Annotated in this window: 25 protein-coding genes; 10 read left to right on the forward strand and 15 right to left on the reverse strand. The window is 48.6% G+C overall.

Annotated features, from left to right (window positions below; all coding sequences use genetic code 11):
* Nucleotides 1–586: 586 nt before the first annotated feature.
* Complete coding sequence (locus JFC11_RS12705; RefSeq protein ID WP_198349693.1) at nt 587–1,339, reverse strand: VIT1/CCC1 transporter family protein; 753 nt, start codon at nt 1,337–1,339, stop codon at nt 587–589.
* A gap of 78 nt (nt 1,340–1,417) precedes the next feature.
* Complete coding sequence (locus tag JFC11_RS12710; protein ID WP_198349694.1) at nt 1,418–1,777, reverse strand: hypothetical protein; 360 nt, start codon at nt 1,775–1,777, stop codon at nt 1,418–1,420.
* Between the two features lie 373 nt (nt 1,778–2,150).
* On the opposite strand from JFC11_RS12710, the gene JFC11_RS12715 reads away from it, so the two are divergent.
* Nucleotides 2,151–2,666 carry a hypothetical protein gene (locus JFC11_RS12715; protein ID WP_120386918.1) on the forward strand — a complete coding sequence of 172 codons (516 nt, stop codon included), beginning with the start codon at nt 2,151–2,153 and terminating at the stop codon, nt 2,664–2,666.
* A gap of 35 nt (nt 2,667–2,701) precedes the next feature.
* Complete coding sequence (locus JFC11_RS12720) at nt 2,702–3,703, forward strand: GGDEF domain-containing protein (protein WP_198349695.1); 1,002 nt, start codon at nt 2,702–2,704, stop codon at nt 3,701–3,703.
* Nucleotides 3,704–3,740: 37 nt separating this feature from the next.
* On the opposite strand, the gene JFC11_RS12725 is transcribed toward JFC11_RS12720, so the two are convergent.
* A complete protein-coding gene (locus JFC11_RS12725; RefSeq protein WP_198349696.1) occupies nt 3,741–4,430 on the reverse strand; it encodes a Crp/Fnr family transcriptional regulator in 690 nt (229 codons plus the stop codon).
* 569 nt (nt 4,431–4,999) lie between these two features.
* Between JFC11_RS12725 and JFC11_RS12730 the strand changes: the two genes are divergently transcribed.
* A complete protein-coding gene (locus JFC11_RS12730; RefSeq protein ID WP_198349697.1) occupies nt 5,000–7,729 on the forward strand; it encodes an HAD-IC family P-type ATPase in 2,730 nt (909 codons plus the stop codon).
* 92 nt (nt 7,730–7,821) lie between these two features.
* Here JFC11_RS12730 and JFC11_RS12735 read toward each other — a convergent pair whose 3' ends face one another.
* The 3 genes from JFC11_RS12735 to ppnN all read right to left on the reverse strand — a co-directional run bounded on the left by JFC11_RS12735 (nt 7,822) and on the right by ppnN (nt 10,327).
* Nucleotides 7,822–8,022 (reverse strand): hypothetical protein, encoded by a 201-nt coding sequence (locus tag JFC11_RS12735; RefSeq protein WP_038484450.1) that lies wholly within the window; start codon nt 8,020–8,022, stop codon nt 7,822–7,824.
* Between the two features lie 124 nt (nt 8,023–8,146).
* On the reverse strand, nt 8,147–8,872 hold the full coding sequence (locus tag JFC11_RS12740) for a sulfite exporter TauE/SafE family protein (RefSeq protein ID WP_038484447.1): 726 nt from the start codon (nt 8,870–8,872) through the stop codon (nt 8,147–8,149).
* Between the two features lie 72 nt (nt 8,873–8,944).
* Nucleotides 8,945–10,327: a nucleotide 5'-monophosphate nucleosidase PpnN gene (gene ppnN, locus JFC11_RS12745; protein ID WP_232482901.1), complete on the reverse strand. Its 1,383-nt coding sequence runs from the start codon at nt 10,325–10,327 to the stop codon at nt 8,945–8,947.
* A gap of 176 nt (nt 10,328–10,503) precedes the next feature.
* Between ppnN and JFC11_RS12750 the strand changes: the two genes are divergently transcribed.
* Entirely contained in the window at nt 10,504–11,406 is a 903-nt protein-coding gene (locus JFC11_RS12750) for a LysR family transcriptional regulator (RefSeq protein ID WP_038484441.1), read from the forward strand.
* 63 nt (nt 11,407–11,469) lie between these two features.
* On the opposite strand, the gene gcvP is transcribed toward JFC11_RS12750, so the two are convergent.
* Both gcvP and gcvH read right to left on the reverse strand, forming a co-directional pair.
* Entirely contained in the window at nt 11,470–14,364 is a 2,895-nt protein-coding gene (gcvP, locus tag JFC11_RS12755) for an aminomethyl-transferring glycine dehydrogenase (protein WP_038484438.1), read from the reverse strand.
* Between the two features lie 77 nt (nt 14,365–14,441).
* The gene (gcvH, locus tag JFC11_RS12760; protein ID WP_009724484.1) at nt 14,442–14,831 is read right to left on the reverse strand and encodes a glycine cleavage system protein GcvH; all 390 of its coding nucleotides are present in this window, start codon (nt 14,829–14,831) and stop codon (nt 14,442–14,444) included.
* 410 nt (nt 14,832–15,241) lie between these two features.
* Between gcvH and JFC11_RS12765 the strand changes: the two genes are divergently transcribed.
* Both JFC11_RS12765 and gcvT read left to right on the forward strand, forming a co-directional pair.
* Complete coding sequence (locus JFC11_RS12765; protein ID WP_038484435.1) at nt 15,242–16,651, forward strand: alanine/glycine:cation symporter family protein; 1,410 nt, start codon at nt 15,242–15,244, stop codon at nt 16,649–16,651.
* Nucleotides 16,652–16,744: 93 nt separating this feature from the next.
* The gene (gcvT, locus tag JFC11_RS12770) at nt 16,745–17,857 is read left to right on the forward strand and encodes a glycine cleavage system aminomethyltransferase GcvT (RefSeq protein ID WP_038484432.1); all 1,113 of its coding nucleotides are present in this window, start codon (nt 16,745–16,747) and stop codon (nt 17,855–17,857) included.
* Between the two features lie 51 nt (nt 17,858–17,908).
* Here the strand turns inward: gcvT and JFC11_RS12775 are convergent, their stop codons facing one another.
* The 3 genes from JFC11_RS12775 to JFC11_RS12785 form a co-directional block, all read right to left on the reverse strand.
* Nucleotides 17,909–18,862: a LysM peptidoglycan-binding domain-containing protein gene (locus tag JFC11_RS12775; RefSeq protein WP_232482902.1), complete on the reverse strand. Its 954-nt coding sequence runs from the start codon at nt 18,860–18,862 to the stop codon at nt 17,909–17,911.
* Complete coding sequence (locus JFC11_RS12780) at nt 18,799–19,680, reverse strand: acyltransferase (RefSeq protein WP_038484427.1); 882 nt, start codon at nt 19,678–19,680, stop codon at nt 18,799–18,801. The genes JFC11_RS12775 and JFC11_RS12780 overlap by 64 nt, the downstream gene beginning before the upstream one ends.
* Before the next feature lie 146 nt (nt 19,681–19,826).
* The gene (locus tag JFC11_RS12785) at nt 19,827–20,720 is read right to left on the reverse strand and encodes a LysR family transcriptional regulator (RefSeq protein ID WP_038484424.1); all 894 of its coding nucleotides are present in this window, start codon (nt 20,718–20,720) and stop codon (nt 19,827–19,829) included.
* Between the two features lie 147 nt (nt 20,721–20,867).
* Between JFC11_RS12785 and JFC11_RS12790 the strand changes: the two genes are divergently transcribed.
* A complete protein-coding gene (locus tag JFC11_RS12790) occupies nt 20,868–21,566 on the forward strand; it encodes a CoA transferase subunit A (protein WP_009724478.1) in 699 nt (232 codons plus the stop codon).
* Between the two features lie 45 nt (nt 21,567–21,611).
* Nucleotides 21,612–22,277, forward strand: coding sequence for a CoA transferase subunit B (locus tag JFC11_RS12795; protein ID WP_038484421.1), 666 nt, complete (start codon nt 21,612–21,614; stop codon nt 22,275–22,277).
* Nucleotides 22,278–22,317: 40 nt separating this feature from the next.
* Here the strand turns inward: JFC11_RS12795 and JFC11_RS12800 are convergent, their stop codons facing one another.
* On the reverse strand, nt 22,318–23,085 hold the full coding sequence (locus JFC11_RS12800) for a VOC family protein (RefSeq protein WP_038484418.1): 768 nt from the start codon (nt 23,083–23,085) through the stop codon (nt 22,318–22,320).
* 122 nt (nt 23,086–23,207) lie between these two features.
* On the reverse strand, nt 23,208–23,471 hold the full coding sequence (locus JFC11_RS12805) for a GrxA family glutaredoxin (RefSeq protein ID WP_038484415.1): 264 nt from the start codon (nt 23,469–23,471) through the stop codon (nt 23,208–23,210).
* Nucleotides 23,472–23,613: 142 nt separating this feature from the next.
* Between JFC11_RS12805 and hybE the strand changes: the two genes are divergently transcribed.
* Complete coding sequence (hybE, locus tag JFC11_RS12810; RefSeq protein ID WP_198349698.1) at nt 23,614–24,051, forward strand: [NiFe]-hydrogenase assembly chaperone HybE; 438 nt, start codon at nt 23,614–23,616, stop codon at nt 24,049–24,051.
* Nucleotides 24,052–24,126: 75 nt separating this feature from the next.
* Nucleotides 24,127–24,900, forward strand: coding sequence for a 3-hydroxybutyrate dehydrogenase (locus JFC11_RS12815; protein WP_038484408.1), 774 nt, complete (start codon nt 24,127–24,129; stop codon nt 24,898–24,900).
* A gap of 52 nt (nt 24,901–24,952) precedes the next feature.
* Here the strand turns inward: JFC11_RS12815 and JFC11_RS12820 are convergent, their stop codons facing one another.
* Nucleotides 24,953–25,492 (reverse strand): response regulator transcription factor, encoded by a 540-nt coding sequence (locus JFC11_RS12820; RefSeq protein WP_038484404.1) that lies wholly within the window; start codon nt 25,490–25,492, stop codon nt 24,953–24,955.
* A 38-nt stretch (nt 25,493–25,530) separates the two neighbouring features.
* A complete protein-coding gene (locus JFC11_RS12825) occupies nt 25,531–26,805 on the reverse strand; it encodes an ATP-binding protein (RefSeq protein ID WP_198349699.1) in 1,275 nt (424 codons plus the stop codon).
* Nucleotides 26,806–26,810 lie beyond the last annotated feature (5 nt).

The following is a 26,810-nucleotide window of genomic DNA, read 5'->3' on the forward strand; positions in this document are numbered from 1 at the left end:
CTAGATACCTTTAGTATAGGGCCTGGAGGTGTCTATGAAACCTGGGGCGATTCAAATTTCGATGTCGTGGATAGTGCGAATGCCCTTGCTTTGAGCATGCTTAATTGCTGATTCCGTGATCTTTCTCTTAAGTGAAAAATTTGTCATCCCGTTTGAGCCTCAGCGAAGGTGTTAGTCCCGGTGGACGCCTAAGCTTGGCGAAGTGGACGGCTCGTAGAGTCGTCCATTACAAATCCCAAATGCGCCAATATTGCGATTTTGGATTAGTAAATGCTGCGTCTGGTGTCCAACTCAAACATAGCGCTTCTATAGTGAGGCTTTCAAAAGATTATTAAGAACAATATCTTATAGCTGATAGGAGGTGGTGGGGCTTGGGCGCCTAAGGTAGCGCTAGCAGGATGGGGTTGCAAAGGTCGCAGGTTCGAATCCTGTCACTCCGACCAAACAGATAAAACGGTCACTTAGCTATTACAGCGGTGGCCGTTTTTTGGTTTTAAGCTTCATTCTGGATTAGCAATCATTAGCATAAGTTGTGAAGCTTACTGACATACTATGATTATTAATAGCCAAGCAGGTCTTTATAGGCCTAGCCTGCTAATAGACGCTGCGCGAGATAGCCTGTCGCAAAGGCGAGCCCGGCCGCAGCGCTACCCATGAAAAGAGTACGCAGGCCTGAGCGCCAAGCCGGTAGGCCGTAGACGGCGCTCTTGAGCATGCCAATAGCAAGGAATACGCCGCAAGCCAGCCCTAGACTGGCTAGAAACTGCGTCGTGGTTGCTATGCTAGGTATCGTATACGGAAGTAACGGTAGAGCGCCTACGATCAAAAAAGCACTAAAGGTAACTAACGCTGCTCGAAGAGGGTTAAGTCCAACAGATGAAAGCCCATGTTCTTCTTGTAACATAGTAGTCACCCATCTATCCGGTTCACGACATAGCGTTTCCACTACTTGTTCAAGTAGTTCTCCTTCGAAACCTTTAGCGTGAAAAAGTTGGCGAATCTCTTCGCGTTCGCCCTCAGGCACCAGGTCAATATGTTGCCGTTCGATACGCTCAGTACTGGCGATCTGAGCAAGCTGTGCCTGCCCGGCTTCGTAATTGCTTACTGCCATGCTGAAGCCGTCAGCGAGTAAGTTGGCGAAACCCAGTACAAGCGCCACCTGTGGTGAAAAACCTGCTCCAAATGCCCCTGATACAACCGCAAAAGTCGTCACGCAGCCATCGATACCGCCGAGCACAGCATCTGGAAGCGTTGATGCTTTTACTGGAGTCGCTAGCCGTTTACGCACTGCATCAGGGTGATGGTCGCTAAGTAGACTTTCACGGCTTGGGGTTGGCATATCAAGGCCTCGTACTTCCCTGGGGTAAGAGGGCCGTTGAATAATTGCTCACAGCCCTCAGGTTAGTCTAGCCACAGCTTACAGCTCACTCCATATCCGCTCGCGTATGTCTTCACTGAGTTCTGATACTTTGCGCATGCGGTTGAACGTTGCTTCTGTCATATCTTCTGCAGTGTTGTGGTAGCAAATTGCCATTGATGAGAGGGTTTGAGGCCCTTTAAAGCCGAGCATGCAGCAGGTTAGCTTGCTGTAGATTGGAGTCACCGCTGAAATAAAATCCAGTTCATGACGAAGTGCTTCATTGGCTGCTGCTAGCCAGATACGTTGTAGCTTGGCGGCCGAATGTGTGGTTTCCACCCAAGGCTGATACCAAAGCACCAGCATAGACTCGCTGCTGATGGACTTTGCTGTCAGATTAGGAAACAGTAACGTTGTCATTGTATTGGTTCCTCATGTGCCGTTTGAAATAGCATAGCCGTGCTTGGCATGGAGTTTGTTATTAATCGCGATTCATTTGACGCTGGTCATATTTTTTATTGACTGCAACAGTGTGATAATTCGATGTTATATTTTAAATGCATGTTTTTATTGATAAATAAATCAGTACTTTTTTATTAGATATTGTTTATTTAAATACTTAATTTGGATGAGTGAAAGCTAGTGCTAAAATATGATTCGTACTGTTATTGATGTCCTGTCTTCATGTTTTTTAATAAAGTTGACAAATGTCATAGAAGATAAATTTTGTTTCGAACTAAGATAGCGTTGTTCATAGTTCTATATACATTTAGCGCACAGAGAGAAACACGACATGGAAAAGATTGCATTTCCTAATTTTCTACCGTACGAGCAGCTCGATTTAGCGAATTCACATGAATCAATAGAACTTAATCGATATAGATGGTTGTCGCTTAGCTTTCTTACGGTTGACTCTTCTGTCAGCCGTTTAATGAGCTCAATTGGATTAGAGTGTGTACACCGTCTTAGTAAGCTGCATGAGGCTGCCTTGCAGTTAGGGCTAGGTGATTGTGTGATTGATTCTTCTACTTGGAAGCTCCCAAGCTTTTATAGAAATAACAGTCCTCACTTCTTTGTTATAGACAAACGTATGGGGAAGCATTTGCTTGAGTACGCTGAAGAGTCTGCTAGCGAGACTTGTGTTTTGTTTAATTACCTGTTGGAAACAAATTCTACCCCTGAACTGCATAAGACATTGTGGGATTGCGTTAAGCAAAAAAACAATGAGTTGAAGTTAATTAAAAAATACAAAAAATGTTGGAAATCTGACTCATTAGCACTGAATGCCGCCATATTAAATAAAATATAAGTTAATAAGTTTGTTTTTTATGAAGGGGGGAGGTCATGTTTTCATTTTGGAGTGCGTTAAGAACTATAAATCAGCTTGGTAGTGATGCTTTTATAACAATGGAGAATATGTTTGGTTTTTTCCCTAGACAAATGTTTTTCGTAAAAATTTTCGGGGAAAATAAGTTTATCATAATAGCAATAGACCCGTTTAAAAATGAAAAGTTAAGTTGCGAAGTTGAATATGAAAGTAAGCATCTTGGCCAGTTGTTTTCAAAGCCGGTTAGCGAAGAAGTAGTAGCAAGCTGTGCTCAATGTATAGAGGAGTGTACATCTGTTTGTTATGAACCGCCTGTTAAAAATATTTATGAGAAAAACCTGGAGGGAGGGAATCAGCTAATTTTAGTACCAATTTCTGATGCACAGGGTTCCCTGTCACATTTGCTTGGAATTATCTACGAAAAGAATCTGAAAAATACAGTAAATGAGCTAAATAAATATATTGAAAGTGAAGTGGAGAGGAAAGTCAAGGAACGGACTGCTAAATTAATGGCCACTAACGAGGAGCTTTTTTATCTAGCCAACCATGACTTTCTCACTGGCACATATAATCGCCGTTATCTTTTAGAGTTGGCTAGTGCTGAGTTTAAGCGTGTTCGCCGGTATGGACTATCTCTATGCCTAATGATGCTCGATCTTGATCATTTTAAGGTAATTAATGATAGCCAGGGCCACCCTGTTGGAGACAAAGCACTTAAAGAAGTCGCAAAAACTCTCCTTGAAACAGTACGGGATTGTGACCATGTAGGTCGATATGGTGGTGACGAATTTATAATTGTTTTACCAGAAACAGATGTTTCCGATGCTATGCTAATAGCCGAGCGATTGAGAGAGGTTTTAAATAGCGTTAAACTTACTATAAGTATTGGTGTTGCCAAGCTAGAGCGCGATGATGTGCATATTGAAACACTAATTCATCGTGCTGATCATTTGCTTCTGAAAGCTAAACGTAGCGGGCGTAATAGAATTGAGTCAATTGCAGTCAAGCATTCAGCTTAATTTTGGTCTTTTTTATATGCTTCGATGTGTTAGTTGATTATGCTTTTTCGGCTATGTCAGCTAATCCTCTAGGGTTTAATATCAAATACTCGTGGCCATTAGCCTCAAGTAGCCCCTCGTTTTCGAAGCGACTAACAATGCGGCTAACTGTTTCTGAAGCCATGCATAGATAATTTGCTATGTCTTGCCTCGACATGGGTAGCCTGAAAGAGTTAGGAGAATATCCTTGTTCACGAAATTTACTAGACATAGTAATGAAAAAATACGCTAATCTAGAGTCTGATGACTGACTTAGTGTGTGCCACAAGCGAGTGTGTTCATTACGCATCGTCTTACTTAAAATTTTTAATAACTGAATATGACTTGTCTTTGTTATTGGGAGATCTTCTATTTTTTTGAATTTTATTAATGATAGACCGGATGTTTCTATCGATGTGACAGAGCCATTATAATGTCCTTCACAAATTGAATCTAATCCTATCAGATCCCCCGGGAAGAAAAAAGATGTAATTATTTCATTTTCCGACGATTTTTTTAATTGGCTTTTTTTTAATAGTCCACTGTGGACAAGATATAAGCCTTTGAATTTTTCACCATCTATTATCAGTGTTGTTTTTTTACGTAGTGTAAATAAAGGTTGAGAGAACGTTAGAAGTAATTCTAGCTCACTAAGTGAAGGTGAAGCAAAAATGCTTTTATTGTGTGAAGAAGTAAAAGATGTATTCATTTTGGTAACCCCCCCTCTTTTTTTTGTAAAAATATATTATTATGTTGTAAATTGTTTTTGCAGGCTTGCTGGATTTTTTTTAATATAAATTAAAATAAGTAATTAGGTTTTTGATTTTTAATTATATAGGTAATATATTTTTAGGATTATTTTTTAATTTTATATTATTTTTTTAATATTTCAATATTTTGACCATTTCCTTTAGATTAATAGGAATTTTTCTTATTTGTTAGCTAAGCATGAAATATTGTTTAGCCATGTGATTTTTAATTTTTTTCTACTATAGATATGTTGTTTTCACAAATGTTGTGTAAGGCAATTTGCGAATCCGAGCTGATAACTAATCGCGTAGCATTATTTTCGATGTAGCAACATATTGATTGGCGAAAATAAATCAAAAAAACGTTACATTGAAAATATCTAATTTAAGGCACCGAAAATTTTTAGTTTAGCTAGATTGGCGTCTTTTTTGCGTTGCATCATCCTCTTGTTAGTTTATAGATACTAGTAGTGTTGCGGCGCAACAACCTGCGGTAAGCTGACCGTATAGTTAACAAGGGAGCTTATGGATGGAAAACCCTCAAATACCGGTGAAGCCTTCTCGAAAGTGGCATTGTGCCTCGATAGATCAAGCGCTGGCGTGGCAGGCCACTACTGCCGATGGCCTATCCACTGCAGAGGCTCTAGTGCGTATAGAGCGCTACGGGCCGAATCGTCTTCAGCAGGCTCAGGGACGTCCTTGGTATCGGCGTTTATTGGATCAGCTCAATAATATTTTAATTCTTATACTGCTGGTTGCTGCTATTGCCAGTTTCTTGCTTGGGCACGTCATTGATGCGGCGGCCATTGTGGGGGTGGTAGCCGTGATTGCGCTGATTGGTTTTATCCAGGAAGGAAAAGCTGAGCAAGCGCTTGATAGCATCCGCAATATGCTTTCTCCCCAGGCCAATGTCATACGTGACGGGAAGCGCACTACCATTCCTGCCGAAGCGTTAGTGCCAGGGGACATCGTGCTGGTGGAGAGTGGTGACCGGATACCTGCGGACGTGCGACTGATTGAAGCGCGGCGTTTTCGCACCGACGAGGCGGCTCTAACTGGGGAGTCGGTTCCTGTGGAGAAGCAGTCGCACCCAGTGGGCGCAGATGTGGATCTTGCGGAGCGAAGCAGTATGGCGTTTGCCAGTACAATTGTGGTGCAAGGCAATGCCCGTGGTTTGGTCGTTGAGACGGGGCGTTACACTGAAATCGGCAAAATTTCTGAACTTCTGCGTGGTGTGGAAAAAATTAAAACACCGCTGCTTCAGCAGCTTGATCGTGCGGGTAGGGTGCTGGCAATTTTTATCTTGGGTGCCGCCGCTATTACCGCGCTGTTAGGCACGCTTCTTCATGACCAGCCCGCTGCGGATATGTTTATGGCTGCTGTCGGTCTAGCGGTGGCCGCGATTCCTGAAGGTCTACCTGCCATTGTCACCATCGGGCTCGCGCTTGGCGTGCAAAGCATGGCGAAGCGCAACGCCATTATTCGTCGGCTTCCTGCTGTAGAAACGTTGGGCTCCATCTCGACTATTTTTTCCGATAAAACGGGCACATTGACGCGCAATGAAATGACGGCCCAAGCGATATGGCTGGGTGACGAGCAGTTCCTCATCGAGGGTATCGGGTTTTCACCCGAAGGATCTTTTTATCGAGTGAGTGCCAGCGGTGAACAAGAAACAGAATCTGTCGATATGAACCGTTCTTATTCGTTAAGCGATTTTTTACGTGCTGGCGTATTGTGTAACGACACTGAGCTGCATCAGCAAGCGGGACAATATCAGATTTATGGTGACCCGACAGAGGGCGCGTTAGTAGTTGCCGGGGAAAAAGCAGGAATAAAAACGTCAGAGGTGCGCCTGCAGTTTCCGCGGGTAGATGCGATCCCTTTCGAGTCAGACTTTAAGTATATGGCCACTCTACATGCAGAAGCTGATGGCCAGCGTGTCATCGTAAAGGGGGCGCCTGATCGTTTGATAGAAATGTGCGACAGCGTTGCTACCAAGCAAGGCACTGTCGCTATTGATCGTAATGAGTGGGAAAACCGTATTCACGAGCTTTCCTCGCGAGGTTTACGCGTACTAGCTATTGCGGATAAACCTGCCGCTGCAATCGATGAGCTTGATCATCACCATATTGAAGGTGGGTTGCGCTTACTGGGAATTATTGGCTTGCTGGACCCACCAAGAGAAGAGGCAATCGAGGCAGTTAAACGTTGCCAGCAAGCAGGTATTCGTCCCGTTATGATTACCGGTGATCATGCTTCGACAGCGCTGGCTATTGCTAAACAACTGGGTTTTGCGCAAACCCAGAAAGCGCTTACTGGGCGAGAAATTGAAGCGATGTCCGATCAGGCGTTAGAAAACATCATTCTTGAGATTGATGTCTTTGCTCGGGCGTCCCCTGAGCATAAGCTGCGCTTAGTAAAAGCGATGCAGGCGCGGGGCGGGGTTTGCTCCATGACTGGGGATGGCGTTAATGATGGGCCAGCCTTAAAACGTGCTGATGTCGGCGTTGCTATGGGAGTACAGGGGACTGAGGCGGCGAAAGATGCTTCTGAAATGGTACTGGCAGATGATAACTTCGCAACCATTGTCAGTGCTATTGAAGAAGGCCGCAAAGTCTACGATAACATCCGTAAAACGATCACCTTTATTCTGCCCACCAACGGTGCTCAAGGCTTGGCGATCATGCTAGCCGTACTATCCGGCTCGGTGCTACCGGTAACGCCGTTACAGGCATTATGGGTAAATATGGTGGTAGCGATTACGCTAGGTCTGGCATTAGCGTTTGAGACTGGGGAAAAAGACTTAATGGCGCGCCAGCCAAGAGATCCTAAAGCACCGCTGCTTGATCTGTTTTTATTATGGCGAGTGATTTTTGTGTCTGTGCTACTGCTTGTTGGCGTCTTCGGCATGTTCTCTTGGATACTCAACCAAGAGGGCAGCGAAGCGCTAGCGCGGGCAGGGGCGGTCAATATGCTGGTCACTGGCAGTGCCGCTTATTTAATCAATAGCCGCTTTTTAATTAATAGTACGCTGTCGTTTGCCGGCATTTTTGGCAGTCGGCCAGTATGGATCGCTATTATGATGGTGATGCTGCTGCAAATGGCGTTTACCTATCTACCCTTTATGCAGCTTATCTTCGGTAGCGAAGGGTTAAGCATTATGCATTGGCTAGCCATCATTTTAAGTAGCGGAATGATTTATCTGTTAATTGAGGCTGAGAAAATGGGCTGGCGCATACTCGAGGCTAAGCAGAAATAAGCCAATACCTATTTGTGAAAGATCAGCGCCACCTAGGGGGATAACAAATCATAGGTGGCGCTAATAATACTCACGTTAGCCTAGCACTCTATTTAGCCTTGTGAATGATGATCCGCAAGTGCAGCTGCAATGGCTTCTTCCCATTGGCCAGCGGTAATTTCCCAGTGCGCCATTTCGTCCTGATCCGGCACACCTTCTGAGGCGGCATTCAGCTCTTCAGGGGAGTAGCGTTCAAAGCAGTGCTTGGCGAATGCTTTGGTTTTTCCATCCCGAAGCTGATCGATCATTTCCATGCTGTTTATCCTTTCCTTGGTGGTGGTTTTCACCTTGCCATTAACGCCTAGGCAAGGAGTTGCGACTGCGTCATCAGTGTAGCGGTTTGACACTCTTTCTGCTCAGTGAGGCGGTCGTCATGGTTTAAAGTGCAGCATCCACAATAATTTTGACTGCAATGCCTGCTAGCAACAGCATGATGAGATTATCAAACCAACGGTGCGGTAGGCGTTTGCCGAGCTGTGCGCCGATGGGCATGGCGGCGAGAATGACGAATAGCGCTATGAAGCTGTAAAGCGTGCGTTCCAGTGTGAGTATTTCCGCACTCAGCAGCGCGGGTATTTGCACGCAGGTGATGGCAACAAAAAACACAGAGATAGAGCCGATAAACACGCGTCGCTCCAACTGCATTGCGTTTAGAAACGTTACAGACGCGGGTGCCGACATACCCGCCGCACCTTGCAGTACGCCAGCGAGCAAGCCAACAGGCAGTACGATGCGGTTGGCGGTCGCGAAAGGAAGAGCAAGCGTTCGCCTAGCTATTTTGATGACCAGATAGAGCACGATCGACGCGGCCACGCCGAGCGATAAAAGAGTGGGTGATAACACGACTAATCCCCATGTGCCCAACACAATGCCTAACCCACCTGATAAAGAGAAGGCAGCGAGAAAACGCAGTGGCAACAAATGATGCCGGTATTGCCAAACCTGTAAAACATTGCTGAACAAATTGGGGGCGATTAATACGGCAATGGCTAGCTTCACGTCGTAGAGCATGGTGAGAACAGGTACGACTATGACTGGCACGCCAGAACCGATGGCACCTTTGATGATGCCTGCTGCAATCAGCGTTAAAAGAGCAATAATCACGGTGAGTTTCCTGATGTATCAGGCGCAGCGCGGCTGGGTTGCGCCTGATAAAGACTGTGCTTGCTAAATTAGTTACTTGAGAACATAGCAGGGTGTATATGCTTGTCCATCAAGTTTCATGCGTCCTTGGGCGACAAATGAGGTTAATAGCTCGTCTAAGCGCTGCATGAGTTCTGGTTCAGCGGTTAACTCAAAAGGTCCATGGGCTTCAATTGCTCGAATCCCCGGCTCTTTAACGTTACCCGCCACAATGCCAGAAAAAGCACGACGCAAGTTGGCCGCTAGTTCATGAGTAGGCTGCTGACGGTGAAGCGCTAGACCGCGCATAGCTTCATGGGTTGGCTCGAAGGGGGCCTGAAAGTCACGTGCAATGGTAAGACGCCAGTTGTAGTAAAAAGCGTCCTGATGCTTGCGGCGGAAGTCTGCAATCTCGTCAATTTCTTCACGCATTTTGCGTGCGACAGCCACAGGATTACCGGTAATAATCGTGTAGTAGCGGCGGATATCCTCGCCCAGCGTATAAACTAAGAATTCATCGATTTTCTGGAAGTACTCGGCAGAATCAGCTGGGCCAGTAAACACGAGTGGGTAGGGAATATCGTGATTGCTTGGATGCAGCAGGATTCCCAGCAGGTAAAGAATTTCTTCTGCAGTACCCACCCCTCCGGGGAAAACAATAATACCGTGCCCTAAACGCACGAATGCTTCGAGCCGTTTTTCGATGTCTGGCATGACAACTAGCTCGTTAACGATAGGGTTAGGCGCTTCGGCTGCAATGATACCTGGCTCAGAAATACCTAAATAGCGGCCATCTTTAAGACGCTGTTTTGCATGGGCAACGTTAGCTCCTTTCATGGGGCCTTTCATGGCGCCAGGGCCGCAGCCGGTGCAGATGTCTAGATCCCGCAAGCCAAGGTGATAACCAACGTCCTTGGTATACTCATACTCTTCTCTGGAAATCGAGTGGCCACCCCAGCACACCACCAAACTTGGGTCGCGCCCAGGCTTCAGCGTGCCCGCCTTGCGCAGGATATGAAACACGGCGTTAGTTGTGCCTTCACCCGTGGTTAAGTCAAACCGCTTGTGGTGTTGGATTTCGTTGTAAACATAAACAATGTCGCGAAGAATGGATGATAAATGTTCACGTATACCACGAATCATTCGTCCGTCGACAAAGGCTTCGGCGGGAGCATTGGTTAGCTTCAGGCGGATGCCTCGGTCTTGCTGTAAAACTTCAATATCAAAGTCTTTGTAGGCTTCCATGATGGCCAAACTATCATCCGTTGGGCTGCCGCAGTTAAGCACCGCGAGTGCACAGCGGCGTAGCAGGTCATGCAGGCCACTTTTAGAGGTGCTTTTTAAACGGTTGACCTCATGCTGGGAAAGCACTTCGAGGCTCCCTTCCGGGGAAATAATGCTGGAAATGGTGGCGCGCGGCACTGGGAGTTGCGTCATTAGTCTGGCTGTCCCTAATCATATTGTTAACGAAACCACATACTATCATGGCCTTTACTAACTGAATTCAAGCAATAAGGGTAGTGCTGGTCCTTAGCGTCCGTTTAAGAGTCGGATTGTGCTACTCTGTGCTCTCGTTAAGAGCACACGGTGGCTAGTTAAGATGGCGCTTTATTATGTTTAATGCCCAGTATTTTCGGACGTTTATAACGTTAGTGGAAACGGGGAGTTTCACACGAACTGCGCGCCGTTTGGAGATGACGCAGCCTGGCGTCAGCCAGCATATCCGCAAGTTAGAAAGCTATTTAGATAAACCGCTGATAGAGAGAAAGGGCAGAAGTTTTACGCTAACGGAGTCTGGACGAAGGGCTTATGATTATGCGTTGAAGCTATTTGCCGAGCATGAGCAGTTTCGCCATGGTTTAGATGACGACTCGCTGGATAGCGGTGAATGCCGGATTGCATCCCCAGGAAGTGTTGGGTTGATGTTTTATCCTTTTATTCTTGGCCAGCAGCAGATGCACCCCAACTTAACGGTCAATTACAGTTTTGCTTTTAATCACGAAATCGTTAATGACCTGCTTGAAGGCCGCTACGATATTGGCATCGTGACTGAGCAGGTCAACCATACCGAATTGACCTGCACGGTATGGCACAAAGAGCCATTATGTTTAGTCGTGCCTGCTGATTTCGCTGGTAGCACGCTAACCGACCTGATGGGCATAGGCTTTCTTAATTACTACGACGGCATTAATCACGCCAACGCACTGCTGCGCGCCAATTATCCAGACGAATTTCGTTCAATGACGCACTTTCGACATCAGGGATTTACTAATGAAGTGAGCATGGTGCTGGATGCGGTCGCGCGAGGGCTAGGTTTTACCGTTGTCTCACGCCTGGTGTTAGAAACCTCCCCTTGGCAGCGCCAAGTAAAAGCGTTGGCGTTACCTCAAGGGATTAATGAAGTGCTTTATCTATTGCGCCGGCGAGATTCGGTCTTGCCGAAACGTTATGAAAAGCTACTGGAGGGGTTTCATCACCAACGCCTGCAAGAAAAAACGCCCCTGGTGCCCGAATAACGAGCGCCAAGGGCGTTTAAGAGACAGGGATGTCTTGTCGTCTAATAGCGTATGCGTTGAGTATTAACGGCGGTATTCGTCAATGCTAGGGCAAGTGCAGATAAGTTGCCGATCACCGAATACGTTATCAACGCGGTTAACCGCAGGCCAATACTTTGACGCAGCTACAGCCTCTGTTGGGAAGGCGCCCAGCTTACGGTCATAAGGGCGTTGCCACTCGCTATCCATCAAATCTGCTTGGGTATGAGGGGCATTCACCAACGGGTTATTATCCAGCGGCCAATCACCCTTTTCGACGCGCGCAATCTCTTCTCGAATCGCGATCATGGCATCACAGAAGCGATCAATTTCGTAGAGTGACTCAGACTCTGTAGGCTCGATCATCAGTGTGCCTGGTACAGGGAACGACATGGTCGGTGCATGGAAACCGTAGTCCATCAGACGCTTGGCAATATCTTCTTCACTGATACCAGAAGCACTCTTGAGCGGGCGAATATCGATGATGCATTCGTGGGCGACATTGCCGTTCTGGCCACGGTAGAGAATCGGATAAGCACTCTCTAATCGCTTGGCAATATAATTGGCATTAAGAATAGCCAGCTCAGTTGCTTCGCGAAGCCCACGTGCGCCCATCATCTTAATGTAAGCCCAAGAGATTGGCAGAATTGACGCGCTGCCAAATGCTGCAGCGGAAACCGCACTGTTTTCTGGGTTAACACCATTAATAGGCGTAACCACGTGATTGGAAACGAAGGGGGCAAGGTGAGCTTTGACACCAATCGGGCCCATGCCCGGGCCACCGCCACCGTGGGGTATACAAAATGTTTTGTGCAGATTGAGGTGCGAGACATCACCACCGAAGTCACCGGGCCGCGTCAAACCCACCTGAGCATTCATGTTGGCACCATCCACATACACTTGGCCGCCATGCTGATGTACTACCTCGCAAACCTTGCGAACATGGGACTCAAATACACCGTGAGTAGAGGGATACGTGATCATTACGGCAGATAGGCGATCACTGTGCTGCTCGGCTTTGCGCGTCAGGTCATCCAAGTCAATGTTGCCGTTGGCATCACACTCAACTACGACAACGTCCATGCTTAGCATGGCTGCAGACGCTGGGTTAGTGCCGTGGGCAGAGCTGGGGATTAAGCACACATCACGATGGGATTCTCCTTGTGCTGCCTGATAGCGACGAATGGCTAGCAGCCCCGCATATTCACCCTGGGCACCTGAGTTGGGCTGCATGGAGATATGGTCATAACCCGTCACTTCCACTAAGAAAGCGGCTAGCTCATCAATCATTTGATGATAGCCGGCCACTTGGTCGCGGGGGGCGAACGGGTGGAGGTGCGCAAACGCAGGCCAGGAGATCGGAATCATTTCACTGGTAGCGTTTAGCTTCATCGTGCACGAACCCAGCGGGATCATGGCATGAGCCAAGGAAAGGTCTTTGTTCTCGAGACGTTTCAAATAACGCAGCATCTCGGTTTCGCTGCGATAACGGGTAAACGTGGGGTGTTCCAAAAAGCTGCTTTCACGCCGATACAGTGGAGGAATGCCGCTGAGTTCGTCACTAATAACCTGTCCATCCAGCGCTGCGACGGACAAGCCGTGCTCATCGCCTAACAGCACATCAAACAGCGTCGCGACGTCGTGAGCTGTCGTAGTTTCATCCAGGCTAATGCCCACATCGCCATTGGCGAAGTAATGAAGGTTGATATCATGCGTCATGGCGCGGCCATGAATTTTTCCAGCATCTACTTGGGTCAGGCGGAGCGTATCAAACCAGCTGTCGTTCGCTAACATGACCCCACCTTGCTTAAGACCTTCCGCTAGCAAGGTGGTGAGGCGATGCACGCGGCCTGCAATTTTGCGTAGGCCTTCTGCACCATGGTAGGTAGCGTAGAAGCCAGCAATATTTGCTAGTAGTGCCTGAGCAGTACAAATATTGGAAGTCGCTTTCTCGCGGCGGATATGTTGCTCGCGGGTTTGCATGGCCATGCGTAATGCAGTGTTACCGCGGCTATCTTTGGATACACCAATAATGCGGCCAGGAATCGAGCGCTTTAGCTTGTCGGATGTGGCGAAGAAAGCCGCATGCGGGCCACCAAAGCCCATGGGGACACCAAAACGCTGGGAGTTACCGACGACGATATCAGCGCCCATTGCGCCTGGTTCTTTAAGCAGCACTAGGCTCAATAGATCCGTGGCGACGCACGTCATGATGCCGCGTTCTTTGGCAGCACTTAGTAGAGGAGAAATGTCCGTGATGTTGCCGCTGGCGGAAGGATATTGCACCAGGGCACCAAACACATCGTGTTCTGCCAGCGTTTCTGCTGGGCCACTGATTAGCTCAAAGCCAAAAAACTCCGCGCGAGTTTTGATAACGTCTAATGTTTGCGGAAATAGATCATCGGCAACAAAGAAAGCCGTTGACTTACTTTTCTTGTTGCTACGCTTGCATAGCGCCATCGCTTCTGCTGCGGCGGTCGCCTCATCCAGCAATGAAGCATTGGCAAGCTCCATACCGGTTAAATCCATAATGACCTGCTGAAAGTTGAGCAGGCCCTCTAGTCGGCCTTGAGAGATCTCAGGTTGATAAGGCGTGTAAGCGGTGTACCAGCCCGGATTTTCCAGCACATTGCGCTGAATGACTGCCGGCATGTGGGTGCCGTAGTAACCTTGCCCGATGTAGCTTTTGGCTACTCGATTTTGGCGCGCCAGCTGGCTTAAATAGTCTAAAGCTTCTGCTTCACTGCGTGGGTCGTCCAGGGCTAACTCACGGCCAAGGCGGATATCGCTTGGCACGGTTTGCTCAATAAGATCTTCCATGCGCTGCAAATTGAGCGCTTTTAACATGGTGTCGACATCAGCGGGGCTAGGCCCATTGTGGCGTTTGATAAAAGCATCATGGTCGGCCAGTTCGGCCAAACGGCGTGTTTCAAATGGCATGGGAGGGTTCCGAACGTAATGAGAAAACCGCGCAGGGTGAAACTAGAAAGCCTGCTTTACGCAGGCTTTCCGACTAATTAATCGTCTGAACTAAGTGTTGCCTGGTAAGCATCTGCGTCTAGCAACCCTTCAAGGGCTGTGTCTGTCAGGCGCACCTTCATGATCCAACCACCTTCATAAGGCGCTTCATTGACTGTCTCCGGCGAATCTTCAAGTGCCTCATTCACTTCGATAACTTCACCGTTAACCGGCGAGTAAAGGTCAGAAGCCGCCTTAACAGACTCGATAACGCCAAACTCTTGGCCTTTGTTGAGTGCCTGACCGACTTCTGGCAGTTCAACGAAAACAACGTCACCCAACGCTTCTTGGGCATGATCAGTAATGCCGATCGTGACGGTACCGTCTTGGTGGTCAAGTACCCATTCGTGGCTTTCGGCATAACGAAGATTGGCAGGAAGATTGCTCATGATGATTCCCTTTATGAAACAGTTGTCTGGACAGGAGCATACTAACGCCTGTCGTTCGCCTTGGCGACTATTGGCCAGTTCTAAGTCAGGCGATCTGTGCCATATGTTAACGTGTTTCCAATCGGAAACAAATTTCTTCAACACCCCATGGCGGCAAAAAAGCCACTTCGAGTTTCCTGATGCTTTACATCTGTTAGAATTTGTAAAAACAGATGCTTTCTCTGCTGAGTTGCGACATCACGATGGATGCGCACTAGGAAAATGGTGTAAAACATGCTGATCATGCGTTTTTTCAAAGCGTGAGACGCGCTATGGTGGAAATGTTTGATAACTCAGCAGCATTAAATAAGGCAGCTTGACTGCCCGGTACCCATAATAAACGAGCTAACGAACAGGGTAAGGAGAAGCGCGTGGAAATACTAACTAACCTCCTAGGGGCAATTAACGGTGTCGTTTGGGGCCCGATAATGTTGGTCCTACTGCTAGGTGTAGGGATTTACTTACAGATTGGCTTGAAACTGATGCCGATTAGAAAGCTCGGTGTGGGTTTCAAACTAATGTGGCAAGGCCGCGACCCTAAGCCTAGCAAAGCAGATGCTGACCAGGCGTCTGCTGACCAAGACGGTGAGATTTCGCCTTTTGATGCACTGATGACGGCGCTATCTGCCACGATTGGCACAGGTAATATCGCGGGTGTGGCAACGGCTATTGCGCTTGGTGGCCCAGGTGCGGTGTTCTGGATGTGGATCACTGCGTTAGTGGGGATGGCCACTAAATTTTCTGAAGCAGTTCTGGCTGTGCGTTATCGTGAAACCGATAGCACTGGCTACCATGTCGGTGGCCCGATGTTCTATATAAAGAATGGCCTCGGTAAGAAATGGCTCTGGCTGGGGGGGCTGTTCTCATTCTTTGGTGCGGTAGCAGCTTTCGGGATCGGTAACACCGTACAGTCCAACTCTGTAGCGGATGCTATGGATTCTACCTTTGGTGTTCCGCATTGGCTAACCGGCGTAATTATCATGGTGCTGGCGGGTGCTGTTATCCTCGGTGGCATTAAGCGCATTGCAAAAGTAGCCGGTAAACTAGTGCCCATCATGGGGATTGCTTACGTGATTGCCGGGCTGTTGGTATTGATCATTAATGCAAGCCAAATTGGTGAAGCGTTTGGTTTGATTTTCTATTACGCCTTTAATCCGATGGCAGCAGCGGGTGGCTTTGCCGGTGCGGCAGTAATGGCAGCTATCCGGTTTGGTGTAGCACGCGGTATTTTCTCTAACGAAGCAGGTTTAGGTAGTGCACCAATTGCACACGCAGCAGCGCAGACCAAAAACCCGGTTCGCCAAGGCCTCATCGCCATGCTGGGCACCTTTATCGATACCATCGTCGTTTGCACCATTACGGCACTGGTTATTTTGACCTCCACGGTATGGATTGATGGTGAGGCGGGTGCATCACTGACGGCGCTTTCGTTCGATGCTGCCTTGCCCGGTTTTGGTAACCAGATTGTTGCGATTGCCCTAGCTGTGTTTGCATTCACCACCATTCTTGGCTGGTCTTTCTACGGCGAAAAGTGCTGTCAGTTCCTGTTCGGTACACGTTCGATTATGCTGTATCGCGTGCTGTTCGTTCTGGCAATCCCGCTGGGTGCTATCGCGCAGCTTGGTTTTATTTGGCTGATGGCTGATACCTTTAACGCTATGATGGCCATTCCTAACTTGATCGCGCTGGCGCTACTTTCGCCAGTGGTATTCAAACTTACCCGTGATTACTTTGCAGGCAAAGATGTGCTGCCAGGTGAAGCGCTGGATCATGATAAGTAAGCCCTATTCAACGTAATATGGGCCGATAAGATGTAATAGAGCCGGGAAGCCAGTCATGGCTTCCCGTTTCTCTTTCTCGACCGAGGAAATCCCATGACCGACCTTAAACAGACGCCACTCCATGAATTGCATCTTTCGCTAGGAGCCAAAATGGTTCCCTTTGCGGGTTATGACATGCCGGTGCAATACCCATTGGGTGTCAAAAAAGAGCATGAGCACACACGTCAGCAATGTGGGCTGTTTGATGTTTCTCACATGGGCCAAATAGCGGTTTCTGGTGACAATGTTGCCGAAGCGCTTGAGTCACTCATCCCAGCAGACCTAGTGGGGTTAAGCAAAGGTGAACAGCGCTACGGACTATTTACCGGGACTGATGGCGGTATTATCGATGATCTAATGGCCGTCAATGCAGGTGATCATTTTTATCTGGTCGTCAATGCTGCTTGCAAAGAGCAGGATATTGCCCATCTGCGTACGAATCTTGCTGCTACTCATCACATTGAGGTACTCGACCGCGGGCTACTGGCTCTGCAAGGCCCGCAAGCACGCGATGTCATGGAACGTCTGTGCCCCCAAGCGTGTGAGCTAACGTTTATGCAGCATGGCCGCTTCACGATGGCGGGGCAGGAAGTCTGGATTAGTCGTAGCGGTTACACCGGTGAAGATGGCTTTGAAATATCAGTAGCTTCTGATGCATGCCAGGCATTTGCAGAGCAGCTGTTAGCTGAGCCCGAAGTTGAAGCGATTGGTTTGGGTGCACGCGACTCGCTTCGCCTAGAAGCAGGGCTGTGCTTGTACGGGCACGATATGGATATGACGACGACGCCTGTAGAAGCTGGGCTTATTTGGGCGATTGGTAAGCCTCGCCGACATGGTGGGGAGCGTCCGGCAGGTTTCCCAGGAGCGGATCTTATTCTGCACCAAGTAGCCGCCAAAGATCATACGCGTAAGCGGGTAGGGTTAGTGGCAGAAGGGCGTGCACCAGTAAGAGAGGGCGCGCTTTTAGTTGATGCAAATGGCAATGAAATTGGTGTTGTGACTTCCGGTGGCTTTGGGCCAAGTGTTGGTAAGCCAATTGCCATGGGGTACGTGGGGCGTGAATGGGAAGCGCCTGAGACCACTGTTTATGCGTTGGTGAGAGGTAAACAGCTGCCGATGGTGGTGACACCTACTCCGTTTGTGAAGCCAGGCTATTATCGCGGCTAATACCGCCATTGTTCATGAAAAAAGCCCCTGAAATTCAGGGGCTTTTTTACGTCATCTTAATACTTGTCGAGGATCAATCGGTTTGCCACCTTGACGCAGGTCGAAAAGCAAGTCGTAGCGCTGTGTCGCACTGCTTTGGCCGACATCACATAGCGGGTCGCCTGTACTCACTTGCTGGCCGACACGGACTAAAATGCGTTCGCACAGCGCGTAGACGGTTTGTAAGTTATCCGCATGATGAATAATGACAACTTCGCCAAGCTGGCGCATTCCATCTGCAAAACGCACTTCACCTGGCGCGACTGCTTGGGCTTTGGCACCTGCTTGGGTGGCCAGTAGCATAGGTTGAAGCGTACCACGGCTATCGGCACCAAAACGGCGCACAATCCGGTAATCCTCTAAGGGCCAAGGCCAACGACGTGCAGATGCAGGTAGGCTTGCGTTTGGCGTCGGTGCCGCCGCTGGCCGGCTTACGCTAGAACTGCTGGCGCTGCTTGAGGTGGTGCTGCTACTAAGCGGTACACTGACAATTTGGCCAACTCTGAGCGCTGTGGGAGAGGCGCCAGGATTGGCACTCTGTATACGCCCTGATGTGGTGCCAAAATGGCGCGCGATACTTGAGTAGGTATCGCCCGGCCGAATTTGGTAGCGATAGGGCCCGCCAGAGGGCGCTCGCTCTTGCTGGGTAGGTATTAATAAACGCTGTCCAACGTTTAAGCGTTGAGCATTTGTTCCAGGGTTGAAGCGTTCAAGACGTTCTAGTGGAACATTTGCTCGGTTCGCAAGTTTTCCCAGCGTATCGCCGCGCTGTACCTTTACCCATTCACCATTTATTTGACCGGCAGTACTACTGGGGACAGGGTTATTTTGATCATTTGAAGAGGGAGAGCCAGCACATCCCACTAACAACGTTGCTAGCACACAGACCGCTAACCACCGAGCTAGTCGTGGTTGGTTTGCTTGGCTAACAAGGCGTCTTTTTCCTGCCAGAGTGAATTGATCCATGCGTGGAACCGTTCCTTGTGCTGCTGTTCTTCGTGATAGTTGGCTTCGTTCATCCATTGGGGAATAGCGAGTTGCCTTGCGTTAAGTGTAATGCAAGCCTCTTTTCCGCATAGAAAACCCCAGAAAGTTGGCGTTGGATTTTCATAGCTGATGGTTACATCCAAAATGCCATCCAGTTTGTCACCAAGCAGGCTAAGCACTTGAGAGACACCGCCAGCTTTGGGTCTCAGTAAGTGCCGAAATGGGCTTTGCTGTTTTTCCCGTTTTGCTACGGTAAAGCGTGTCCCCTCGACAAAATTAAATATTGCAATGGGGGCATTTCTAGCTTGCCGGCAAACGCGCTCAGTTGATTCACGGTCGATAGTGGCGAGTTTAGGGTTTTTTGCAAGTTGCTCACGACTGAAGCGCCGCATAAAAGGGAATTCTAACGCCCAAAATGCCAGCCCGACGATAGGAATCCAAATTAACTGATGTTTCAAAAAGAACCGAGGCATTGGAATGCGGCGATGCAATGCCATAAACAGAATGAAGATATCTGTCCAACTGCGGTGGTTTGAAATAACCAGCCACCATTGATGTGGACTGAGTGAGTCCGGAATGCTGATATTGACATCAGGCTTGATCCACCGGCGCATCCACCACAGATTTGCGCCAATCCAATTGAGCGCAACGCTGCACAGGCCATCAAGAATTCTCTGTTTTTGATGTCGTCCTGGGGTGATGACTTTTAACAGCGTTAACAAAATGAGTGGCACGCCCCAAAACAGCGTCGTTAGCGTCAGCAACAACAGGCTGACGACTCCTTTGGCAGTAGACATACCACAGTTCCTTTTACGTATGATGACACCAGTGGTGCAATTCTAGCGATAGGTGACCAATTTAAAGGCAACCCCGCGTAAATGCTAAAGGATCACGCCCCCGCTGCCCAGTATATTACCAAACCTTAGCATGCTTAACGGATGTGCTAGGGCGTCAGTGTCGGTGTGTTGATACCTTCGATTAGCACTTTACTCAGTGCCTGTGCCGCGACAGATAACTCATGATGCGTCAGTATCCCAACTCGGCAGGCAATGCCTGGTGAGGTTAAGGGAACGCAACGAGCGCCGAGTTGGTGCATTTGCTGAATACACATTGAAGGCACGGCACTTACACCTAAGCCATCTGCCACCATTCTACCAACGGTTGAGAGCTGATGGCTTTCAAAAGCGACCGGTAAGTCAATGTGTTGTTTGGCAAGTCCCTGCTCTAACAATCTACGCACCATTGATGGGCGTTGAAGGGTAATAAAATCCTGTTGTAACAATGTGGCCCAGCTCAGTGTGTTGGCCTGGGCCAAGCCTGATTCGGGGGGGACAACAGCGATAAACTGATCTTCAAAGAGTGGCGTAAACGTTAAGCTGCCGGTTCCTTCGGGTAAAAAGGCAATGCCGATTTCCACTTGGCGAGAGCGCACCATGTCGATGACTTCTTCGTTGATAACATCATGGACAGTAATATTAATTTTAGGATATTGCCGACGAAAGGTAACCAGAGCGCTGGGAAGCAAATTACACGCAAAAGAGGGCATGGCTGCTACGCTTAAACGGCCAAGTTGGAGAGTGAAGCGTTGGCGTAGTCGCTCTTCAGTATTATCCCATTGAGCAAGTAAGTGCTTCGCCAGTGGGATAAGGGTTTCACCTTCAGGTGTGAGTCGAACGCTACGGGTACTGCGTATCAGCAGTTTTCCCCCCAGCGAATCTTCAAGCCCTTTGATGGCCAAGCTGAGTGCTGGCTGAGACAAGTGCAGGCGCTCACAGGCTTGGGTAAAGCTCAGAGTTTGGGCTACCGCCAGAAAAGCGCGAAGTTGCTTAACGGTCATACAGACCCTTTAATAAGTTTTTTATATAAATTGATAAGAAAAACAAACTTAACAAATATATCATCTGGTACAACACTGGCTATACAGATCCAACCGCATCATAACGACGCGTGCAACGTACCACCGATAATAATGCGAGGCATAACAATGGCAGGATTTGATAAGCGTGTATCTTCCTATGAGGAAGCGATGGAAGGTATCGAAAGCGGCATGACCGTTATTGCTGGCGGTTTTGGCCTTTGCGGCATTCCTGAGAATTTGATCGCTGAGATTAAACGTCGGGCTGTCACTGACCTCACGGTAGTATCTAATAATTGCGGTGTTGATGGTTTCGGGCTAGGTGTGCTGCTCGAAGATCGTCAGATTCGTAAAATTCTCGCTTCTTATGTTGGCGAGAACGCAATGTTTGAACAGCAAATGCTTAACGACGAAATTGAAGTTGTGCTAACACCCCAAGGCACGCTGGCCGAGAAAATGCGCGCCGGTGGTGCGGGTATCCCCGCATTTTATACCGCCACAGGTTACGGAACACCTATTGGTGAAGGTAAAGAGGTGCGTGAATTTAACGGCCGCCACTATATTTTAGAAGAAGCCATTACCGGTGATTTCGCGATTGTTAAAGGCTGGAAAGCGGATCGCTACGGCAACGTCATGTATCGGCATACGGCACAGAACTTCAATCCCATGGCAGCCACCGCTGGAAAAATAACGGTTGTAGAAGTTGAGGAAATTGTTGAACCAGGCGAATTGGAGCCAAGCCAGATCCATACCCCCGGTATCTATGTGGATCGCATTATTCAAGGCTCATTCGAGAAGCGCATCGAAAAACGCACGGTACGTAGCTGATCGCTCTCTGGTTTAGACATTTTCACTCAATAAGAGGTATACACCATGGCTTTAACACGTGAGCAAATGGCACAGCGCGTTGCGCGTGAACTTGAAGATGGCTTTTACGTCAATTTAGGCATCGGCATACCCACGTTGGTTGCCAACTATGTGCCTGACGGCATTGATGTCATGCTGCAGTCCGAAAATGGTCTGCTGGGTATGGGGCGTTTTCCCACTGAGGAAGAAGTTGATGCTGATATGATCAACGCCGGTAAGCAGACGGTCACCGCTCGTCCTGGGGCTGCTATTTTCTCTTCAGCAGAATCATTTGCTATGATTCGTGGCGGTCATGTGGATCTGACCGTGCTGGGTGCTTTTGAAGTGGACCAAGAGGGAAATATTGCGTCATGGATGGTGCCAGGCAAGCTCATCAAAGGGATGGGCGGCGCGATGGATTTGGTTGCTGGCGCAGAAAACATTATCTGTACCATGACGCACGCCTCGAAACACGGTGAGTCCAAGTTACTAGAAAAGTGCACGCTTCCTCTAACAGGGGCAGGTTGCATTAATCGTGTATTGACCGACCTCGCTTATTTGGAAATTAAAGACGGTGCTTTTATTCTCAAAGAGCGTGCACCGGGTGTCAGTGTTGAAGAAATTATTGAAAAAACAGCTGGCAAACTGATTGTGCCCGACCACGTTCCTGAAATGACGTTTGACGCGGAATAACCCTTAGTCGACTACTTTTAGCAGGCGTGAGCTGATCAGCTCACGCCATTTCACAGCGGGTGTGGAAAGGTAGCAGGATTTCAGCAATACGCTCATGGTCGTCGCCGACATGTTTTTGCACGAGTGCTAGTCCCCCCAGACAAAGGCGATGCTCATCGCCTGAGCTGAAAACGGTCTTTAATGGCATTGCAGGATAAAATCGATGCTCAATTAGCGGTGACACGGCAAATACGCCGTTTTGTTGCCCCTCAAAACTGGGCATGCCGCATGCTTCAAGCTGACTATGCAAGGTGTCTAGGGGCTCGCCAATCGTTGAGCAGTCGAAACCTGCGTGATGCAGTCTAGGGCCCATGATCGCTAGCCAGGCAGCGAGGGGGTGTGCCTGTTGTAATTGCTGATAAAGTGCCCAAGAGGGCATTGGCCATGGGCGTCCTCGGCATAGTAAATTTTGCCCTTGGCAATCGGCCGGATGACTTTGTAGCACGAGCTGCGTTAGTGCTTCGCGGGGTGCTTTTGAAAGCGCACCCAGCTGCAATTCTGCTAATACCAGCCAACTGCTACTGTCATTAGGTGCAAGTAAATGCACCAAAAGGCCCTTATCAGCCATAGCGTAATGGCCAACTGATCGGTAGCCCATATGTGCAAGGCTGGTGTTGAGCTCGCTAGCAGCAAAGGGGCCATAATTTAGCGTCACCAAGGTCAAATACTCGGCTGACGTACTTAGCGGCCACAATCTTAGTCCGCCAAGGTCTGGGTGTGTATGCACGTAGTCCAGCCAAAGCTGTTGAACAAACTCCTCTCGCTGCATTGGGATACCCTCGCCGCCTAATCGAACGCCACATGAACTGTCATATAAACTGTGATACTTCAGTATAGGCAAGCGAAGATTTGGTTGTTCAACGGGTGTAAACGTCAGTTTTAACGCCTGGGTTAAGAAGCCAGCAGCTGCTGTTGGCGCACAAAATGGTCGAACTCAGTAAAACCACCGATGTGCTGTTGGTCAACAAACACTTGGGGAACGGTATGAATAGGTTTGCCAGCCGTTTTTGCAATATCTTCCTTGGTAACGCCTTCTGAAGGCATATCAACGTAGCGGTAGCCTTCTATCTTTCCGTTACTTTCTAAATGCTCTGCGAGATGCTTTGCGCGTACGCAGAAAGGGCATGACATGCGGCCAAAAATTACCACAAACATCGTAGAAACTCCTTTAGGATAAAGATCTATTAGAAATGGGTTGCCTATTGTGGCGTAGCTCATGCAGTTTGGCTAATAGCGCTACACTACACGCTTCATTAAGCTGTGTTATGGGCGAATGTTTAATAATTTGGAAGAACGTATGCGAACCTTAGCTGCCCAAGAATACGCGCGCTTAGCTGAATTAGCGTTGCATTATCGAGATGCGCATCTGCGCTCAATGAAGCAGGCGGATCATTATAACCCTCGTCTTGGAGTTGATGCACTGTGCTTCCAGCCTTGGGAAGAGGAGCATGCGTCACTACTGGTCGGTGCGTTAATAACACCTTGTGCGATGTGGCTAGTTGCTGTGCCATGCCTGAATCAGCATGGTCCCCTGGGAAATGCATTGCGTCTCAACCTTCCTTCTGGCCACTATTCGCTCTCATGTGAACAGTTACCCAACGGCAGCGAGCTTTATAAGCGCGTCATTCTGGAGGATCTAAGTGATCTGGAAAGTATGCAGGAAGCTGCGCGACTAGCCCAACGCATGATGATGCAGCTAATGGTGTCTGATAAATCTTCTTCAGAGGTTGGTTAGGCAGAAACGTCTACCTCTATCTACACTGTTGTTTTTACATTTTTACTCTGAATAATCTCAGCAAAAGGAACGTTTATGTCCTCTGAAAAAGCTGTCACACCCCGTGTTGCTGTGGTCACTGGCACTAGCAGCGGTATTGGTGAAGCGGTGGTGAAACATTTCTGTGAGCAGGGTTTTCAAGTGTTAGCAGTAGACTTTAACCCGGCTGGAAAAGAAGTGGCTGACGCGGCTGGCGCAGCGTTTTATCAGGGGGATTTAACCGACCCCGACGCGTGCCGTGGAGCGATTGCTGATGCGGTTAAACGCTTTGGTGGCGTCGATATTTTGGTTAATAATGCAGGTATTCAGCACGTCGCTTCTATTGAGACGTTCCCTGAAGAGAAGTGGCGTCAAATCATTGATTTAATGCTGACAGCGCCGTTTTTGCTTACCCAGGCAGCATGGCCACATATGCGTAAAAAAGGCTGGGGACGTGTGATTAATATTGCGTCTGTTCATGCGCAGGTGGCTTCGCCTGGCAAAGCCGCTTATATCAGTGCCAAGCACGGCATGATCGGGCTAACGAAAACCGCCGCTTTAGAAGGTGGCGAGCAGGGGATTACCGCCAATACTATTTGCCCTGCCTATGTGAAAACACCGCTGGTAGATAATCAGATCGCCGACCAAGCCAAGCTACATGGGATGGATGAGCAAGAGGTGATTGAAAAAATCATGCTGAAAAACGCAGCGGTTAAGCGCTTGATCGAGCCTTCCGAGGTTGCTCAACTAGTTGCTTACTTAGCTTCCGATGCGGCAGGCGCTGTAACGGGCGCAAGTTGGAACATTGATCTAGGATGGACCGCCCAATAACATTAAGTTGACGCCCACTCTTTGCGTCGTTGTTGCGCAAAGAGTGGGGGGATTACCGACGTACCGGGCGCTTCTGTAATTTGCGTTGTAATGTGCGCCGATGCATGCCGAGTGCCCTAGCCGTGGCTGAAATGTTGCCATCATGCTCTTGCAACACCTTTTGAATGTGCTCCCACGTTATACGGTTGATAGAGGGAGGATTGTCGGCTAGTTCAATATTTGGATCGCCATCCTGATGGTCAAAAGCTGCAATAACATCGTCGGCATCTGCTGGTTTACACAGATAGTTAACGGCGCCAAGTTTGATGGCTTCTACCGCTGTGGCGATGCTGGAATACCCCGTTAATACCACAATGCGGCAATTCGGTGCGCTTGCCAGCATGTCGGGCAGTAGCTTAAGTCCGGAGCTATGCTCAAGTTTTAGATCTAGTGTTGCCATCGTTGGCATGAACTGCGTGATCAGTGTCATTGCTTGATCAGCATCGTGGGCAACTTGCACTTCAAAACCACGACGCGAAAGCGCTCTGCTTAGTACGTGACAAAACATTTCATCATCGTCGACGATTAAAAGGCGTTGGTCTTGCGTCTGCATGATGTCCTCGATTTTCTGGCGAATGCTCTGCGTCGCTGTTACTTATCAGGGGCGGAACAAAGCGGCAGAGTCACTTCCGTTAACGTACCGCCTTCAGGATGATTGTACAGGCTTACTCCACCACCGAAACGATTAATGGTGGCATGGGTTAAAAACAGCCCGATCCCCATGCCTTTGCTTTTGGTGGAAATAAACGTATCGCCTAGCTGGTCAGCAATCGACATGGCGATGCCGGGGCCGTGGTCGCGTATATCAATAACAACGCTTTCATCTTGCCAATCCAAGCGAATAGCAATGTGCTCTGGATTAGCGTCGGCAGCGTTATTCAGCAAATTGGTTAGCGCTTGATCTAATGTGGCATCGACGGCCAACCAGGGACGGCCGCGTTTCTCGGCAACATCAAAAAAGTGGCTAACATCTGGCCTGATAACGAGCCAACGTTGCACAACGGTGGCTAACCACAGTTCAGCATCTAGTATCTCTGGTTCTGCCATGCGCCGACGATCAGCCGTCGTGACAAGGTGTTGTAAGCGTGATTTGCACACGTCTACCTGCTGGCGAAGAATGGCTATATCTTGTTGCAAGGGGGAGTCATTAGGCGCGTCTTGGTACATTTCATTTAGCAGTACGGCCATGGTTGAAAGCGGCGTGCCAAGCTCATGAGCCGTACCAGCGGCCTGAGTAGCAACGGCTAATACCTGTTCATTGCGCAGGGCCGCTTCTCGCGTGCGAGATAGTGCTTTATCTCGATTACGCAGTGCGTGGGCCATTTTGTAGATAAAGAACGTGACAAGCCCGGCTGATAAGCCGAAATTAAGCCACATACCCAATACGTGCAGGCTTAGTGGGCCGTCGCTGTTAATGTGGCCCAGCTGAGGTATCGGGTGATAAAAGAACATCAGGTAGGTGTAACCTGCCATTGAACACGCGGCGATGATCCAAGCATGCCGCCAGGGAAGAGTTGCGGCGGCAATAGTGACAGGCACTAAATAGTAAGTAATAAAGGGATTTGTTGAGCCGCCTGAAAAATAAAATAGCAGCGTTAAGCCTGCAATATCGGCCAATAAGTGGGCAAGATATTCGAAATGATTAACCGCTTTTGGTCTGCCTAAGCGCCACCATGTGACGATATTCAGTATCCCCATGGCAATCACAACACTGACGACTGCGGTCACTGGCAAGTCGAAAGCGAGTAGCTCTATGCCAACAATAATGGCCAGTAAAAAACCGGTCCAGGTGATACCTCTGACGATCGTTAATCGAACGAGGTTACGGTTTGGCGTCGAAAGCGGGAGAGGTAGGGCGGTAGGCATAGCGT

Origin of the sequence: Vreelandella alkaliphila (assembly GCF_016107625.1) — a bacterium.
Taxonomy (GTDB): Bacteria; Pseudomonadota; Gammaproteobacteria; order Pseudomonadales; family Halomonadaceae; genus Vreelandella; species Vreelandella alkaliphila.

What these genes read in the sequence shown, in the direction of transcription:
- JFC11_RS12705 (WP_198349693.1), bottom strand. Translation starts at nt 1,339, where the DNA reads ATGCCAACCCCAAGCCGTGAAAGTCTACTTAGCGACCATCACCCTGAT.
- JFC11_RS12710 (WP_198349694.1), bottom strand. Translation starts at nt 1,777, where the DNA reads ATGACAACGTTACTGTTTCCTAATCTGACAGCAAAGTCCATCAGCAGC.
- JFC11_RS12715 (WP_120386918.1), top strand. Translation starts at nt 2,151, where the DNA reads ATGGAAAAGATTGCATTTCCTAATTTTCTACCGTACGAGCAGCTCGAT.
- JFC11_RS12720 (WP_198349695.1), top strand. Translation starts at nt 2,702, where the DNA reads ATGTTTTCATTTTGGAGTGCGTTAAGAACTATAAATCAGCTTGGTAGT.
- JFC11_RS12725 (WP_198349696.1), bottom strand. Translation starts at nt 4,430, where the DNA reads ATGAATACATCTTTTACTTCTTCACACAATAAAAGCATTTTTGCTTCA.
- JFC11_RS12730 (WP_198349697.1), top strand. Translation starts at nt 5,000, where the DNA reads ATGGAAAACCCTCAAATACCGGTGAAGCCTTCTCGAAAGTGGCATTGT.
- JFC11_RS12735 (WP_038484450.1), bottom strand. Translation starts at nt 8,022, where the DNA reads ATGGAAATGATCGATCAGCTTCGGGATGGAAAAACCAAAGCATTCGCC.
- ppnN (WP_232482901.1), bottom strand. Translation starts at nt 10,327, where the DNA reads ATGACGCAACTCCCAGTGCCGCGCGCCACCATTTCCAGCATTATTTCC.
- JFC11_RS12750 (WP_038484441.1), top strand. Translation starts at nt 10,504, where the DNA reads ATGTTTAATGCCCAGTATTTTCGGACGTTTATAACGTTAGTGGAAACG.
- gcvP (WP_038484438.1), bottom strand. Translation starts at nt 14,364, where the DNA reads ATGCCATTTGAAACACGCCGTTTGGCCGAACTGGCCGACCATGATGCT.
- gcvH (WP_009724484.1), bottom strand. Translation starts at nt 14,831, where the DNA reads ATGAGCAATCTTCCTGCCAATCTTCGTTATGCCGAAAGCCACGAATGG.
- gcvT (WP_038484432.1), top strand. Translation starts at nt 16,745, where the DNA reads ATGACCGACCTTAAACAGACGCCACTCCATGAATTGCATCTTTCGCTA.
- JFC11_RS12775 (WP_232482902.1), bottom strand. Translation starts at nt 18,862, where the DNA reads ATGGATCAATTCACTCTGGCAGGAAAAAGACGCCTTGTTAGCCAAGCA.
- JFC11_RS12780 (WP_038484427.1), bottom strand. Translation starts at nt 19,680, where the DNA reads ATGTCTACTGCCAAAGGAGTCGTCAGCCTGTTGTTGCTGACGCTAACG.
- JFC11_RS12785 (WP_038484424.1), bottom strand. Translation starts at nt 20,720, where the DNA reads ATGACCGTTAAGCAACTTCGCGCTTTTCTGGCGGTAGCCCAAACTCTG.
- JFC11_RS12790 (WP_009724478.1), top strand. Translation starts at nt 20,868, where the DNA reads ATGGCAGGATTTGATAAGCGTGTATCTTCCTATGAGGAAGCGATGGAA.
- JFC11_RS12795 (WP_038484421.1), top strand. Translation starts at nt 21,612, where the DNA reads ATGGCTTTAACACGTGAGCAAATGGCACAGCGCGTTGCGCGTGAACTT.
- JFC11_RS12800 (WP_038484418.1), bottom strand. Translation starts at nt 23,085, where the DNA reads ATGCAGCGAGAGGAGTTTGTTCAACAGCTTTGGCTGGACTACGTGCAT.
- JFC11_RS12805 (WP_038484415.1), bottom strand. Translation starts at nt 23,471, where the DNA reads ATGTTTGTGGTAATTTTTGGCCGCATGTCATGCCCTTTCTGCGTACGC.
- hybE (WP_198349698.1), top strand. Translation starts at nt 23,614, where the DNA reads ATGCGAACCTTAGCTGCCCAAGAATACGCGCGCTTAGCTGAATTAGCG.
- JFC11_RS12815 (WP_038484408.1), top strand. Translation starts at nt 24,127, where the DNA reads ATGTCCTCTGAAAAAGCTGTCACACCCCGTGTTGCTGTGGTCACTGGC.
- JFC11_RS12820 (WP_038484404.1), bottom strand. Translation starts at nt 25,492, where the DNA reads ATGCAGACGCAAGACCAACGCCTTTTAATCGTCGACGATGATGAAATG.
- JFC11_RS12825 (WP_198349699.1), bottom strand. Translation starts at nt 26,805, where the DNA reads ATGCCTACCGCCCTACCTCTCCCGCTTTCGACGCCAAACCGTAACCTC.